At 47.0% G+C, this 13,222-nt stretch carries 15 protein-coding genes; 10 read left to right on the top strand and 5 right to left on the bottom strand.

Going from position 1 to position 13,222, the window contains the following annotated elements; genetic code table 11:
• The first annotated feature begins 34 nt into the window (after positions 1-34).
• From PGW99_RS09825 to PGW99_RS09805, 5 genes are all read left to right on the top strand, one after another.
• Positions 35-1,186, top strand: coding sequence for a glycerate kinase (locus PGW99_RS09825; RefSeq protein ID WP_273777505.1), 1,152 nt, complete (start codon positions 35-37; stop codon positions 1,184-1,186).
• A gap of 193 nt (positions 1,187-1,379) precedes the next feature.
• Positions 1,380-3,371: an ATP-dependent helicase gene (locus tag PGW99_RS09820; RefSeq protein ID WP_273777504.1), complete on the top strand. Its 1,992-nt coding sequence runs from the start codon at positions 1,380-1,382 to the stop codon at positions 3,369-3,371.
• Positions 3,372-3,454: 83 nt separating this feature from the next.
• The gene (locus tag PGW99_RS09815; RefSeq protein ID WP_273777503.1) at positions 3,455-3,703 is read left to right on the top strand and encodes an RNA recognition motif domain-containing protein; all 249 of its coding nucleotides are present in this window, start codon (positions 3,455-3,457) and stop codon (positions 3,701-3,703) included.
• Between the two features lie 145 nt (positions 3,704-3,848).
• Positions 3,849-4,352 carry a DUF6586 family protein gene (locus PGW99_RS09810; protein ID WP_273777502.1) on the top strand — a complete coding sequence of 168 codons (504 nt, stop codon included), beginning with the start codon at positions 3,849-3,851 and terminating at the stop codon, positions 4,350-4,352.
• Between the two features lie 102 nt (positions 4,353-4,454).
• Positions 4,455-4,733 carry a hypothetical protein gene (locus PGW99_RS09805; RefSeq protein WP_273777501.1) on the top strand — a complete coding sequence of 93 codons (279 nt, stop codon included), beginning with the start codon at positions 4,455-4,457 and terminating at the stop codon, positions 4,731-4,733.
• Positions 4,734-4,770: 37 nt separating this feature from the next.
• Here PGW99_RS09805 and PGW99_RS09800 read toward each other — a convergent pair whose 3' ends face one another.
• The 4 genes from PGW99_RS09800 to PGW99_RS09785 all read right to left on the bottom strand — a co-directional run bounded on the left by PGW99_RS09800 (position 4,771) and on the right by PGW99_RS09785 (position 8,656).
• The gene (locus PGW99_RS09800) at positions 4,771-6,489 is read right to left on the bottom strand and encodes a cation:proton antiporter (protein ID WP_273777500.1); all 1,719 of its coding nucleotides are present in this window, start codon (positions 6,487-6,489) and stop codon (positions 4,771-4,773) included.
• A 150-nt stretch (positions 6,490-6,639) separates the two neighbouring features.
• Entirely contained in the window at positions 6,640-6,795 is a 156-nt protein-coding gene (rpmG, locus tag PGW99_RS09795; RefSeq protein WP_003654787.1) for a 50S ribosomal protein L33, read from the bottom strand.
• A gap of 12 nt (positions 6,796-6,807) precedes the next feature.
• Positions 6,808-7,044, bottom strand: a complete 237-nt coding sequence (rpmB, locus tag PGW99_RS09790) for a 50S ribosomal protein L28 (protein ID WP_000048256.1) — start codon at positions 7,042-7,044, stop codon at positions 6,808-6,810.
• Between the two features lie 163 nt (positions 7,045-7,207).
• Positions 7,208-8,656 (bottom strand): coniferyl aldehyde dehydrogenase, encoded by a 1,449-nt coding sequence (locus tag PGW99_RS09785; protein ID WP_273777499.1) that lies wholly within the window; start codon positions 8,654-8,656, stop codon positions 7,208-7,210.
• A 112-nt stretch (positions 8,657-8,768) separates the two neighbouring features.
• On the opposite strand from PGW99_RS09785, the gene PGW99_RS09780 reads away from it, so the two are divergent.
• The 5 genes from PGW99_RS09780 to PGW99_RS09760 all read left to right on the top strand — a co-directional run bounded on the left by PGW99_RS09780 (position 8,769) and on the right by PGW99_RS09760 (position 12,539).
• Positions 8,769-9,464 carry a TetR/AcrR family transcriptional regulator gene (locus tag PGW99_RS09780; RefSeq protein ID WP_273777498.1) on the top strand — a complete coding sequence of 232 codons (696 nt, stop codon included), beginning with the start codon at positions 8,769-8,771 and terminating at the stop codon, positions 9,462-9,464.
• Between the two features lie 77 nt (positions 9,465-9,541).
• Positions 9,542-10,408 (top strand): formyltetrahydrofolate deformylase, encoded by an 867-nt coding sequence (purU, locus tag PGW99_RS09775; RefSeq protein ID WP_273777497.1) that lies wholly within the window; start codon positions 9,542-9,544, stop codon positions 10,406-10,408.
• Positions 10,409-10,713: 305 nt separating this feature from the next.
• On the top strand, positions 10,714-11,493 hold the full coding sequence (locus PGW99_RS09770; protein WP_273777496.1) for an energy transducer TonB family protein: 780 nt from the start codon (positions 10,714-10,716) through the stop codon (positions 11,491-11,493).
• 18 nt (positions 11,494-11,511) lie between these two features.
• Positions 11,512-12,135 carry a MotA/TolQ/ExbB proton channel family protein gene (locus tag PGW99_RS09765; RefSeq protein WP_273777495.1) on the top strand — a complete coding sequence of 208 codons (624 nt, stop codon included), beginning with the start codon at positions 11,512-11,514 and terminating at the stop codon, positions 12,133-12,135.
• Entirely contained in the window at positions 12,135-12,539 is a 405-nt protein-coding gene (locus PGW99_RS09760; RefSeq protein WP_273777494.1) for an ExbD/TolR family protein, read from the top strand. The genes PGW99_RS09765 and PGW99_RS09760 overlap by 1 nt, the downstream gene beginning before the upstream one ends.
• 60 nt (positions 12,540-12,599) lie before the next feature.
• Here the strand turns inward: PGW99_RS09760 and msrA are convergent, their stop codons facing one another.
• On the bottom strand, positions 12,600-13,124 hold the full coding sequence (gene msrA, locus PGW99_RS09755) for a peptide-methionine (S)-S-oxide reductase MsrA (RefSeq protein WP_273777493.1): 525 nt from the start codon (positions 13,122-13,124) through the stop codon (positions 12,600-12,602).
• Positions 13,125-13,222 lie beyond the last annotated feature (98 nt).

The following is a 13,222-nucleotide window of genomic DNA, read 5'->3' as shown; positions in this document are numbered from 1 at the left end:
GATGTTGAAAAATCCAACTCTGGATCTGTTTTCCATGCATAAAACCTTTGTTCTTGCTCCCGATTCATTCAAAGAAAGCATGAGCGCTGAACTGGCGTGTCAGGCCATGCAGCGTGGCATAGAAAAAGTATTTCCCAACGCACATTTTATTCACGTTCCGATGGCGGATGGTGGGGAAGGCACCGCAGATGCACTGGTTTCAGCATTAAATGGTGTAAAAGTTCCTTGTGAAGTCACAGGACCGCTGCCACAGCAGCGTGTTGCCAGTTATTGGGGATGTGTGGAGCAGGGGAAAACCGCAATCATTGAAATGGCCAAAGCCAATGGCATGCATTTATTGCCGGTTGCACAGCGGAATCCATTAGTGACCACGACGCTAGGGACTGGAGAAATGATGAAACAGGCCCTGGATCAGGGCGTCACCAAAATGATTATTGGTCTGGGCGGAAGTGTGACCAATGATGCAGGTGCCGGGATGGCACAGGCACTGGGAGTGAAATTTTATGATGCTGATGATTTGGAAGTCACGCTCGGTGGTGGGCAGCTGCATCGAATCAAACGGATTGATCTGACAGGATTGGATCCGCGTCTCAAGCAGACTGAAATCATCATTGCCAGTGATGTAAATAATCCTTTATGTGGTGAGCGGGGAGCCTCCGCGATATTTGGCCCCCAGAAAGGGGCAACCCCAGACATGGTGCAGATACTGGATGATAACCTGCGGTATTTTGCCGATCTGGTCGCAGCACAGCTGGATATCCATGTGAAAGATCAGGCCGGAGCCGGTGCTGCGGGCGGATTAGGCTTTGGGTTGATGGCTTTTGCAGGTGCACAGATCCGTTCAGGGGTAGAGATCGTCATCGAACAGACCCGACTGGCAGAGCATATTGCACAAGCCGATGTAGTTTTGACCGGTGAAGGGGGGATTGATTTTCAAACCGGGCTAGGAAAAACCCCATATGGGGTAGCACAAGTGGCCAAACGTTTGCATAAACCGGTCATTGCCTGTGCCGGTTATGTTGGAGCAGACATTGATGTCTTGTATGCAGAAGGTTTTACTGCAATTTTCAGTATCGTCGATGGAGCGTGTGATTTATCGAGTGCTTTACAGATGGGTGAGCGCAATCTGGAAAGAACCTGTGAAAATATTGCCCGATTGTTAAAAATGAGCGAGAGGATTGCCTGAAGCAAGGCAATGTCATCTTTTGCAACAGGAGATCTTTGTTAAAACATTCTGATCACTGATGTGAGGCAAACCTTTTAGAAGTGAAAAAATTCGGTATTCGGTATTTATCTCTGTTTCACTCATGCACAGGATGGATCAGCTTTTCAGTGGTTGCTCTGCTAAACTAACCCTGCAGTCCACAAGATGAGATGTTATGAGTTTAGCCACCCTGATCGATGAATTGAATCCTCAGCAGAAACAAGCAGCAACCACCACAGCACAAAACTGTCTGGTTTTGGCGGGGGCAGGCTGTGGCAAAACCAAAACCATTGTCGCCCGTGCCGCGTACCTGATTGCTCAAGGTATTCCGGCGAATCAAATCCAGATTCTGACCTTTACCCGCCGTGCCGCGAGTGAAATTGTGGCACGCGTGGAATTGGCTTTAGGGGCTGAAGCAAAAGGTTTGCGTGCTTCGACCTTTCATACGTTTTGTATGTATCTACTGCGTCGTCAACCGAAAGCCTTTGGGTTGGACAGTTTTTCGATTATTGACCGTGACGACCAGTTGATGATGTTCCGTTTGCTGCGTGGCAAGGATGACAAGAAAAATCCCAACCAGTTGCCCAAGCCTCAGCAGCTGTGTGACCTGTATTCTTATGCACGGAATACCCGGCAGAAGCTCAGTATAGCTCTTGAAAAACAGTTGCCGGAATTTCTCGGTTTTAAGGCTCAGATTGCGGAAATCATGCAGGAATATGAAACCCGTAAACGTGCAAGAGCCTTTCTGGATTATGACGATATTCTGGCGATTGTGGCATCTGCACTGGCACAATCAGAAGGACTGCGGGATTGGGTGAGCGGTTTGTGCCGTCATTTATTGGTGGATGAGATGCAGGATACCAACCCGTTGCAATGGGCCCTGCTGGAACCTTTGCTTGGCCAAACCAGCCTGTTTTGTGTCGGGGATGATGCACAATCGATTTATGGTTTTCGCGGGGCGGATTTTGAAAATATTCATCATTTTAAACAGCGCGTTCCCGATGCTGAAGTCCTGAAACTTTCCGAGAATTACCGCTCGACCCAAGAAATTCTGGATCTGTCTAACTGGCTGCTAGATCAGAGCCCCATCCACTATGACAAACATTTGCAAGCCTATCGCGGTCCAGGTTTGAAGCCCCGACTGCATATTTTCCCCAATGAATTTGATGAAGCCAAGTGGATCGCGATTGATATCAAGGAACGCCATCTGATTGATGGGGCACCTTGGCAGGATCACATGGTGTTAGTGCGTTCGAGTTTTGCGGCACGGCATATTGAAGCGGCGCTTATTCAGGCCAATATTCCTTACCGATTTATTGGGGGAATGAAGCTGTTAGAAACCGCACATGTCAAAGATCTGCTCAGTTTGCTGCGCGTGGTGGCCAATCCACGCGATGATATTGCCTGGATGCGTTTCCTGACCTTGTGGAATGGGGTGGGGGATGTCAGTGCCAGCAAATTGTCCCAGCAGTTACTACAGCAAGATGATTTCGATTTAATGATCAATTTATTACTCAAGTTTGGCCGGATTCCGGAGCAAAGTATTGCCCTGATGCAGCAGATGATTGCCTTGCGCCATGAAGTGATACGTTGTGTCGAGTTTGGACTGCAGGCGGTGCTGACGCAGCTCGAGGAAAACTATGCGAAAAAGGACTGGTCAAAACGCCTGAATGATTTTGAGCTGGTCAAACAGCTGGCAGCTAAACATCAGCTGTTGAGTGAGTTCTTAGAGGAATATGTCCTTGATCCGATTTCGATCAGTGAAATTGAACGACAGTCTGAAGAAGATGTGGTGACTTTAATCACCATTCACTCGGCTAAAGGCACCGAGCAGAAGGTGTGTTATGTGGCCAATGTTTCTGCCGGACAATATCCGCATGCACGTGCACAAGGCGATTTTGATCAGGTTGAAGAGGAACGTCGGGTACTGTATGTGGCCTTAACTCGTGCACAAAATGAATTGATTCTGACCAAGCAGAATCTCAATCTCTGGGCACGGGATCAGATTGATGAACAGGGACGCACCGTCAGCAGCTATTTTCTGAATGACCTAACTCGGGATTTATGTAGCAGTGAAACCCATTATAAAACCCGGCAGCAGACCGTGAAGAGTGCACTGATTGAACGTCAGGCCTTAAATTTAGATTTTGGCATCGATCTGGATTAAACTATGTCAATTACGCTTCGGCGTTCAAAAAGTGGAGTAGGCGAGTGCTTTTTGATGGTTTTGCCTATTTTGAAGGTTAGTGTATGAAAATTTTAGTTCGCAATCTGGAACGTTCTGTGGCAGAAGCCGAATTGTTGGCTTTATTCAAACCGTATGGCAAGGTGGATAGCTGTACCTTGGTGATGGACCCAGATACTGGAAAATCCAAAGGCTTTGGTTTTGTTGAAATGCCGAATCCGCGTGAAGCAATCAAGGCGATCAAAGGCTTAAATACCTTACGTGTGCATGGCATGGGAATTCGTGTTAAAGCTGCGGAAGATTCGGCCAAATAAGCCCGATGTCGTGAAGTCATAATCAGAGAAGGAGCGCAGGCTCCTTTTTTGGCAGTGTGTTGTAAAAAATGATATTCAAAAGCCGATGGGGTGGTTAATCTATGCACCTGCATTGCTGTTGATATTGCCAGATTAAGGAAAAACTATGTCCCGCGTTGCTCGTTATCATGCTGACCGCACCAACCAGAAACTTTATTTTGCACGCTTGTCGTGTCAACAAGCCGAGCAGACTGAACATATCCAACAGGCACAAGCCCATCGTGAAGCGGCAGTGTTTCATTTGCATGGTGCCGTGTTGGCTTTTTTACAGGAACTGGTGCGTTACTACCGTTTAAATGACTCGCAACCGAGTTTGAAGTCGATTGAAGAGCTCATGGCAGCCAAGGGGCAGGTATCACCTGAAGTTTCGGTGATGCAGCAGTTGGCCAAAGACGGTTTTATTGCCGAGTTAAAACGTGCCTATCGCATGTGCCAGTATGCACCGGAGCCTACTGAGCCGACACCTGAAGAAGAAACGTCATCAAACCTAATCATCAAAGTCACCCAAGGACCACAATCTTGGTTGCCCGATGTTAAGATTCTACGTGAATGGCACCGCGATCTCACTCATTTGATTGATGGTTTCCGTAACGAAATGGTTGAATTCTAAGTTCTAGCTTGGACTTGAAATTCAGGCCCGTTGTGCCTATATAAAATTCTAGAGAAGCAAAGTGCAGGTGTGCTTTGCCACCATGTTGAACATGGAGGATTTATGTCTATACAACAGTTAAAAGAACTCTTCGGGAGTCAAGACGCGATTTTAGAGTTGGTTCAACTTGAAGGTGGCGAGCTCGCATTGCGCAATGCAGGTTCCGAACAAGAACCTTTAGTGAAAATTCAATTCAATGATGAAGTCAAGTCGTTATTGGGTGACCAAACGGCATTGGTCGCGCAGCATATGATTCAGGCGGCGCTATTTGGATTGTTCGAAAAGCAGATTCACCAGTGGCAGGCAGAAGTCGTAGATGAGCCACCGAAATATCTCAGCTAAAAAAGCGGCTTTAAAGCCGCTTTTTTATGTGCGGGTGTTAATGTGAGGTATGGCTTTGCGTATGGGCGAGTGCGATTCGATCCAGAATATGACCACTCATATTGCGTGCCATTTCTTCTTTGGCATAGAACACTTCACCAATCTCATCCTGACGGATGACTTCCGCTTCTTCCTTGCTTTCGGCACACACCAGTACCTGAATTTGTGGATTCAATTGTTTGGCAATATCGACAATACGATGGATATCCAGAATATCCATTGGAGAAATCACCAGCAAACGTGCGTGCATGATGTGTGCTTGGATCAGTACACCAGGTTCAGTCGCTACCCCGCTCACGGCAGCAATCCCTTTACTGCGCAGCTTTTCCACAATTTCACGGTTTTCTTCCGCGATCACCACCTTGATGTCTTGTGCCATTAAGGTCTCGGTAATGCGCCGACCGACTTCACCATGCCCCACAATCACCACCTGATCACGCAGGTAATCTTGCGACACTTCATCGGGTAACATGGCCAGTGGATCTCCACTGCGCTCTAGAAGACGGGCCAAATGAGAGCGTTCACGAATCCAGCGTTGGACGGGTTCAATTGCCGAAAAAACGAAAGAATTCAGGGTGATCGAAATCAATGCCCCTGCCAGAATCAGGTTCTGTCCTTCGATACTGAGTAACTGTAATGATACGCCGAGTGTGGCCAGGATGAAGGAGAATTCCCCAATTTGCGCCAGACTGGCACCGACCGTGAGTGCGGTATTGATCGGGTAACGGAAGAACAAGACCAATGCCATCGCTGCCAGTGTTTTACCCACCATGATAATGGCAACAACAGCCAGAATATGCAGCGGTTGTTCCACTAAAATACGTGGATCAAACAGCATACCCACCGACACGAAAAACAGGATAGAGAAGATTTCCCGTAGTGGTAAGGTTTCTTCTTCAGCCCGATGGCTAAAGTCCGATTCTTTCACCACCATCCCTGCAAAGAAGGCTCCGAGTGCCATGGAAACCCCAAAAATGGCATAAGAGCCGTAGGCAATTGACACTGCAGCCGCCACTACGGTTAAGGTAAACAGCTCTCTCGAACCCAGACGGGCCACAAACTGCATGATCAGAGGCACCAGACGTTTGCCGATAATCAGCATAAAGGCAATAAATCCTGCCACCTTGAGCAGGGTGAGACCTAAGGTCACTAACAGATTACTATCCGTTTCCGCACTTAAGGCTTTGCCACCAAGCAGTACAGCCGTGGCCGGTAACAGTACCAGAACTAGAACCATCACCAGATCTTCAACCAGTAACCAGCCAACTGCGATTTTACCGTTGACGGATTCAAGTAAGCCACGATCACCCAAGGCCTTAAGCAGCACCACGGTACTGGCACAGGATAGGCTCAGACCAAACACTAGGGCAGAACCAAAGTCCCAACCCCATAGCATGGACACACCCACACCGAGTAGCGTGGCAACCGCGATTTGCAAAATGGCACCGGGCAAGGCAATACGCCGTACCTGAAGCAGGTCATTCAGTGAAAAGTGCATACCGACGCCAAACATCAGGAACATTACCCCGAGTTCCGCCAGCTGATTGGCGAGATGGATATCAGCCACAATACCGGGAGTGTTCGGGCTAATCACGATTCCGGCAATCAGGTAGCCAATGAGGGGGGGCAGGCGTAAACGGGCGGCGATATAGCCAAAAAACAGTGCAATACCAAACCCCACCGCCAGTAAAATAATCAGATCAACATCATGTGGCATTCAACACTCCTTAAGTGGGGGTTAAGGTTAGGAAACTGCAAGCATAAATAATGCCAACAAGTGAGACAGGAAAAATTTTAACAAGCTGAAGAAAAAAAAGGCAAAAAAAAACGACCTCGAACGAGATCGTTTTTTCCTGAACGGCTAAAATTATTTGATTTTAGCTTCTTTGAAAATCACGTGTTGACGAATTTTTGGGTCAAACTTTTTGATTTCCATTTTTTCAGGCATTGTACGTTTGTTTTTGGTCGTGGTGTAGAAATAACCAGTACCAGCAGTCGAAACTAGGCGAATTTTGTCACGCATTGCTATGACTCCTTAGATCTTTTGGCCTTGAGCACGAAGATCAGCTACAACCTTTTCAATGCCCAATTTGTCGATGATACGCATACCTTTAGTTGTAAGGCGAAGACGAACGAAACGTTTTTCGCTTTCCAACCAGAAACGGTGGTGATGCAGGTTCGGCTCGAACCGGCGCTTGGTTTTGTTGTTGGCGTGTGAGACGTTGTTACCAACGACTGGACGCTTGCCGGTAACTTGGCAAACCTTAGACATGGTGGAACTCCATTGATTTAGCCAGCAGCAAATGTGTGGCCAGTCATAAAATAAACGGATGAATTCATTCAAGGGGCGTTTTATACCAAAAATACGATTAAAAGACAAGCGAATTTGGCTAAAACCCGACAGGAACTGGTGTAACAGATCATGCCTTGATCATTTACTGGAGAAGCCATTTTGAAATCAATTTGTGCAAGGGTTTGTTAAATGGTGGAAGAATAAATTTTAAACTATACAGTTTAGGCTTCGACATCATTGAACGTTCATGTGACAAACTGAAAAAACCTTCCGGGCCATGATATTTACCCATTCCAGAGGCACCAACACCGCCAAAAGGCAGGTCATCTTGTGCGACGTGGGTCAATACCGAATTCTGGCCAAAATGCCCCGAATGTGTACGCTGGGCGACATAGTCGGCACGCGTTGCATCGTAATCGAAATAGTATAACGCAAGTGGACGTGGACGTTGATTAATAAACTCAATCACCTCGTCAATTTGATCATATTCCATGATCGGCAAAATTGGGCCGAAAATCTCGTTCTGCATCAGGGCCATCTCTGGTAGCACCTGGGTGACCAGGGTTGGAGCAATCTTGCGTACCGCGATCAGGTCTTCCTCGTGCGGGTTAATGCTCAGGATCTGTGCACCTTGCTGGCGGGCATCCTCCAGATAACCTTGCAGACGCTGATACTGTTTGTCATTCACAATTGAGGTGTAGTCTTGGTTTTCAGCCAGTTGCGGGTACATCTCCAGGGCAAATGCTTTAAATGTTGCGATGAATTCATCAGTTTTACCACGGGGCAGAAAGATGTAATCTGGTGCTACACAAGTTTGCCCGGCATTCCATAGCTTACCTACCGCAATACGTTGTGCCACGTCTTGAATCGGCATCGAAGGATGGACGATGACCGGAGACTTACCCCCCAATTCCAAAATCACGGGCACCAGATTTTCTGCGGCGGCGGCCATCACGGTTTTGCCCACCGTGGTTGAGCCGGTAAAGACCATTTTGTCAAAAGCCAGACGACAGAATGTATCGGAAATAATGCCCCCGCCATTGACGACGGCGACTTCATGTTCAGAAAAGGCTTCAGCCAAGGCTTGTGCCAGTATCTGGCCAAACTGTGCCGAAGCACTGGAAATCTTCAGCATGGCATGGTTGCCTGCAGCCAAGGCACAGATTAATGGACCGATCGAGAGCAGCAGCGGATAATTCCACGGCGCCATAATGCCAATCACCCCAAGTGGCTGATATTGCACCCAACCCTTGGCAGGTTGATGTAGCAAGCTGATATGGCGTTTGGAGGGTCGCATCCAGCCACGTAAATGCTTGCTATAATATTGGATGTGCTCTAGGCAGGTGAGCAATTCGCCAATTTTGGTTTCACCCACTGAACGATTGCCATAATCCTGATTGATGGCAGCCGCAAACTGATCCTGATATTTGATCAGTACGCGTTTCAAACGGTCCAGTCGCTCCATGCGGACTTTGGCACTCGGCATGGGCTCACGTTGATACGCGGCCTTCTGCAAGGCTAAAAGATGATGCAAGCGCTGAACCTCGGCTGAGCTGTCTCGCATAATGCTTGGGGTTGAATCATGATTCATGACCGGCTGCCATTTTTTGATCGATCAGACTTGATTTTTAGAGTAAAAGCTCTAATGAGTCAAGGGGTGAATGTGTTAGTCTAGTAAGTGATTGAATCAACGGGTGTCTTGCATGTCTGATCCTAAAACAATGAAAACCAGAGACCGCATCCTCTATATTAGCCTGCAATTATTTAACGAACGTGGCGAACGTTTTGTCACCACCAATCATATTGCGGCAGAATTGGGAATTAGTCCAGGCAACCTGTATTACCACTTTCGTAACAAGCAGGACATTATCAAGGAATTGATGCAGGATTATCAGCAGCAAACGCTGGATATGCTGGCCGTGCCGAAAGATCGTCCTTTAAATGCCAATGATAAAATTCATTATTTTCAGGTTTTGAGCAATCAGCTCTGGACCTATCGTTTTTTGCACCGTGACGTTTATCAGCTGATTGAAAGCAACAGCGATTTTCGCCAGACCTATGCCCATTTTGCTGGTCAGGTCATGCAGCAGGGGCAAAAAATTTATCAGGCTTTTGTTGCGGCTGGACTGATGAAAATGACTCCTACAGAAATTGAGGCCTTAATCGTCAATGTCTGGATTGTGCTGACCAACTGGACCAATTTCCTCTATATGTCCGGACATGTCAGTGACAATAATTGTCTGGAAGAAAAATGGATTGGGCAAGCCCTAAGACAAATGGTGTTTTTGGAAGGGCCGTACTTGGTGGGAGAAAGCCGTGAGACTTATGAACGCCTGCTGGAAAGCTTTGGACCTTCCGAGTTATTTTCCAATCCATCCACTGGAAAAATCACGCCGTAGTGCAGTATTTAGTCCGCAGTGAAAAAACGCTAGAATAGTCGGCTTATTTTTAAATTTAACCCATTAGTGATAATAAAATGAATATGACCACCGCGAATACAGCACGTTTATTGATTACTTGTGAAGATAAGCCGGGTATTGTGCAGGCTGTATCGAGCTTTTTGTATCATCAGGGTGCCAATATTACCGCACTTGATCAATACGCCACAGAGGCTCAGGGCGGGCGTTATTTCATGCGTGTCGAGTTTGAACTGGAGCAGCTGAAAACCCGTAAAGAAACCTTGCTGCACACCTTTGCCAGCAATGTCGCCGAGCGCTATGACATGCAGTGGCGTTTAACGCTGGTGAGCGATGTTAAGAAAATGGGGATTCTGGTGTCTAAGGTCGATCATGCTCTGTTAGAACTGTTATGGCGTCATGCCCGTGGTGGTTTGCCATGTGAAATCACCAAAGTCGTGTCCAACCATGAAACCCTGCGTGAAGCAGTGGAAAATTTTGGTATTCCCTTTGAAGTGGTTCCGGTGAGCAAAGATAACAAAGCTGAAGCTTACGCCAAAATTGATGAGTTGATGCAAGGCAATGATTTGCTGGTCTTGGCGCGTTACATGCAGATTCTGAGTGAAGATTTTGTTGCCAAATGGCCGATGAAAATTATCAATATTCACCATTCATTCTTGCCGGCCTTTGTCGGGGCCAACCCTTATAAACAGGCGTATGACAAGGGGGTCAAACTGATTGGTGCTACGGCTCACTATGTGACCGCTGATCTGGATCAGGGCCCGATCATTGAGCAAGATGTGGAGCGTGTTAGTCATGACTATAATGTCGAACAGCTACGCGAGCTGGGTGAAGATGTGGAGCGTAATGTGCTAGCGCGTGCAGTGAAATGGCATTTACAAGACCGTATTATTGTTGATGGTAATAAAACAGTGGTATTTCAATAAATTGCTTTTAAGCAGAAAAGAAGCATGTGGTTACACATGCTTTTTTTGTCTTGGTAGGTATTGTTGTTATATTATAACGTATAGAAGTTGATTTCAGTCTTGAGAAAGTCATTATCTTTCTCTATGAAAAAATCGATGAAAGATAGTATGTGCAACGGCTTTTCAGCGTGATTGAGTTTGAAAAGTAGTTGCAAATGAAAACACTTCTCATTTATTATTGCGTGAGTTTATGACACACGCCGATAGGCTTGATCTGCTGAAGTGATTAGCAGGTGATCAAGCTTGGCCTTAGGTAACCGATTCCAATGAGTTCATCTTCCGCTCTCAGCCCGCAGCCTCCTCATCCAATGAAGAAAAAAATCATTGCTGCACTCGTTTCCGTTGTGGTGGGCCACCTCGGTGTGCTTTGGGCAGTGAGCCAGATCAAAACTGCTGAACTCAAAAAAATTGAAAAACAGCCCTTACAGGTTCGGTTTGTGAAAATTCAGCAGCAGCCTAAACCTGCCGAACCTGAGCCACAACCTGAACCGAAAAAGGCTGAGCCACCGAAACCGGTGAAAGAAGTTAAAGTGGTTGAAAAACCTGTGGTCAGCCCACCGAAAAAAGTAGAAAAGATCCAGCAGGTGAAACAGGCCGAAACGGCTAAGCCCGTCGTGAAACCGGTACAAACGCCAGCAAAACCAGTCGTGGCTCCGGTGGTAACCGAAACTAAAGTGGTGAAACCAGTACCAGTTCCACCACCTGCAGCAAAACCCGTTGCACCGCCAGCACCTCCTATCCCTGCTGGGCCAAAAAGTGTTTCGATCGGTGGTTCTGGCGTGCAGTGGAGTCGTACACCTCGCCCAAGTTATAGCAATAAAGATCTGCAAGGTGAAAGTCGCCGCGTGGTCGTGCTGATTGAAGCCAATGAACAAGGCAACATTACTAATGCCCGGATTACCCGTAGCAGCGGCCTTGCAGCTCTAGATGAAAAGATTTTACGCGCAGTGCGCAATGCAAAATTCAAACCGTATAAGGAAAATGGTGTGGCCTATCCGATTCGTGCCGAACAGCCATTTGAATTAACGTTGAATCCTAACGGCTAACATTTTAGGAGTTCGAGTATGAACTTTTCAGTTTATTGGCAACATGCCGATGCGGTCAGCAAGACCTTGTATTTCATCCTGCTGGCGATGTCGATCGCAACTTGGACCCTGTTTATTTTACGTGTCATGGGGACACGCCAACTCAAACAGCAAGCTTATGCTCAACTGAACCAGTCCTTGGCACAGCTCAAGTCAAAACTAGCGCCTTTAAGTCTGGAGCAGCGTAAATCAGTGGCTGAACAAGCCTTGTTACGCCAGATTTCTATTGAAAAAGCCAATGCAGAAAAAGGTGTATCGGTTCTCGGTACGATCGCATCGATCGCACCCTTCGTGGGTCTGTTTGGTACGGTATGGGGAATTTTCCACGCCTTGGTCGCGGTCGGTAAAAGTGGTCAGGCGGGCTTGGCTCAGGTCGCTACCCCAGTGGGCGAGGCTTTGATCATGACTGGTTTGGGGCTGGCTGTCGCGATTCCTGCAGTATTGGCCTATAACATCTGTGTGCGTGCCAATCGTACCCTGTCGCACGAATTGCAGGATCAAGCGCATCGTTTGTTGATTGATACCATGTTGCAACAAGATAGCAGTGAAAAAACTGCCGATGTGAAAGCAGCACAACAAAACTTTGTTGGAGGTCAAGCTTAATGGCTTTTCAATTGGGTGAAGACAACGATGCTGGCATGAATGAGATGAATCTCATTCCGCTCATCGATATTATGCTGGTTTTGATGATCATCTTTCTGGTGACCGCAACCGTTGCCAACCCATCAATTCCATTAACCTTGCCAAAGACTACAGCAGAGATTATTGATCCGCCGCCTAAAGCAATTACTGTTAGCATTAATGCCAAGGGTGAGATTGCCTGGGATACAGAAATGATCAGTATGCAGGAGCTGGAACGACGCTTCCAAGAAGCGGGTCAAGCAGAGCGTAAACCAACGGTACAACTGCGGGCAGATAAAGAATCACGTTATGACAGTGTTGCACAGGTGATGTCACGCGCGAGCGAAGCCGGGCTCAGCGATATTGCCTTTGTCAGTGATAACTGATTTCATCTCTCCCCATAAAAAAAGCAACCATCAGGTTGCTTTTTTTTATGGAGAGGGGACTCAGGATGATTTGAGTAAATTTTGGAATTTACTTTGTAGTTTCATTAACTTGGGTGGAATCACAAAGTTGCAGTAGCCTTGATGAGGATTACGTGCATAAAAATTCTGATGATACTCTTCAGCTGGGTAGAAAGTCGGTGCAGGACTCAACTCTGTGACAATGCCTAGACCTTCGGCCTTCAACTGTTCGATCATGTACTGGGCTTGCTGTTGCTGTTCTTCATTAAAATAATAAATCACAGAACGGTACTGCGTTCCGACATCATTCCCTTGACGGTTCAGAGTGGTTGGGTCATGAGTCGCAAAAAACACCTCAAGCAGCTGTGCATAGCTGATCTGGCTTTCATCAAAGTCGATCAGAATGACTTCCGCGTGTTGCGTGTCACCCCGACAAATTTGTTCATAGGTCGGGTTGAGGGTATGGCCACCCGCGTAGCCGCTCACCACCTGGGTTACACCCTGAATCTGTAAAAAGACCGCTTCAACACACCAGAAGCATCCACCCCCAAATAAAGCCTGTTGCATCGTGATATCCTGTTTTCTACTTGGTTAAATCTTAAAATATTTCAGTGTAGTATCGCTACATCTGGAACCTAAAACTGATCTATTTTGCGGAACCTATC

The organism is Acinetobacter sp. GSS19 (genome assembly GCF_028621895.1).
Classification (GTDB): Bacteria; Pseudomonadota; Gammaproteobacteria; order Pseudomonadales; family Moraxellaceae; genus Acinetobacter.
This window is presented reverse-complemented; position numbering and strand designations above follow the sequence as displayed.

Bases quoted from the DNA above. Each gene is read 5' to 3' on its own strand.
- PGW99_RS09825 (WP_273777505.1), top strand. From the start codon at position 35: ATGCATAAAACCTTTGTTCTTGCTCCCGATTCATTCAAAGAAAGCATG.
- PGW99_RS09820 (WP_273777504.1), top strand. From the start codon at position 1,380: ATGAGTTTAGCCACCCTGATCGATGAATTGAATCCTCAGCAGAAACAA.
- PGW99_RS09815 (WP_273777503.1), top strand. From the start codon at position 3,455: ATGAAAATTTTAGTTCGCAATCTGGAACGTTCTGTGGCAGAAGCCGAA.
- PGW99_RS09810 (WP_273777502.1), top strand. From the start codon at position 3,849: ATGTCCCGCGTTGCTCGTTATCATGCTGACCGCACCAACCAGAAACTT.
- PGW99_RS09805 (WP_273777501.1), top strand. From the start codon at position 4,455: ATGTCTATACAACAGTTAAAAGAACTCTTCGGGAGTCAAGACGCGATT.
- PGW99_RS09800 (WP_273777500.1), bottom strand. From the start codon at position 6,489: ATGCCACATGATGTTGATCTGATTATTTTACTGGCGGTGGGGTTTGGT.
- rpmG (WP_003654787.1), bottom strand. From the start codon at position 6,795: ATGCGTGACAAAATTCGCCTAGTTTCGACTGCTGGTACTGGTTATTTC.
- rpmB (WP_000048256.1), bottom strand. From the start codon at position 7,044: ATGTCTAAGGTTTGCCAAGTTACCGGCAAGCGTCCAGTCGTTGGTAAC.
- PGW99_RS09785 (WP_273777499.1), bottom strand. From the start codon at position 8,656: ATGAATCATGATTCAACCCCAAGCATTATGCGAGACAGCTCAGCCGAG.
- PGW99_RS09780 (WP_273777498.1), top strand. From the start codon at position 8,769: ATGTCTGATCCTAAAACAATGAAAACCAGAGACCGCATCCTCTATATT.
- purU (WP_273777497.1), top strand. From the start codon at position 9,542: ATGAATATGACCACCGCGAATACAGCACGTTTATTGATTACTTGTGAA.
- PGW99_RS09770 (WP_273777496.1), top strand. From the start codon at position 10,714: ATGAGTTCATCTTCCGCTCTCAGCCCGCAGCCTCCTCATCCAATGAAG.
- PGW99_RS09765 (WP_273777495.1), top strand. From the start codon at position 11,512: ATGAACTTTTCAGTTTATTGGCAACATGCCGATGCGGTCAGCAAGACC.
- PGW99_RS09760 (WP_273777494.1), top strand. From the start codon at position 12,135: ATGGCTTTTCAATTGGGTGAAGACAACGATGCTGGCATGAATGAGATG.
- msrA (WP_273777493.1), bottom strand. From the start codon at position 13,124: ATGCAACAGGCTTTATTTGGGGGTGGATGCTTCTGGTGTGTTGAAGCG.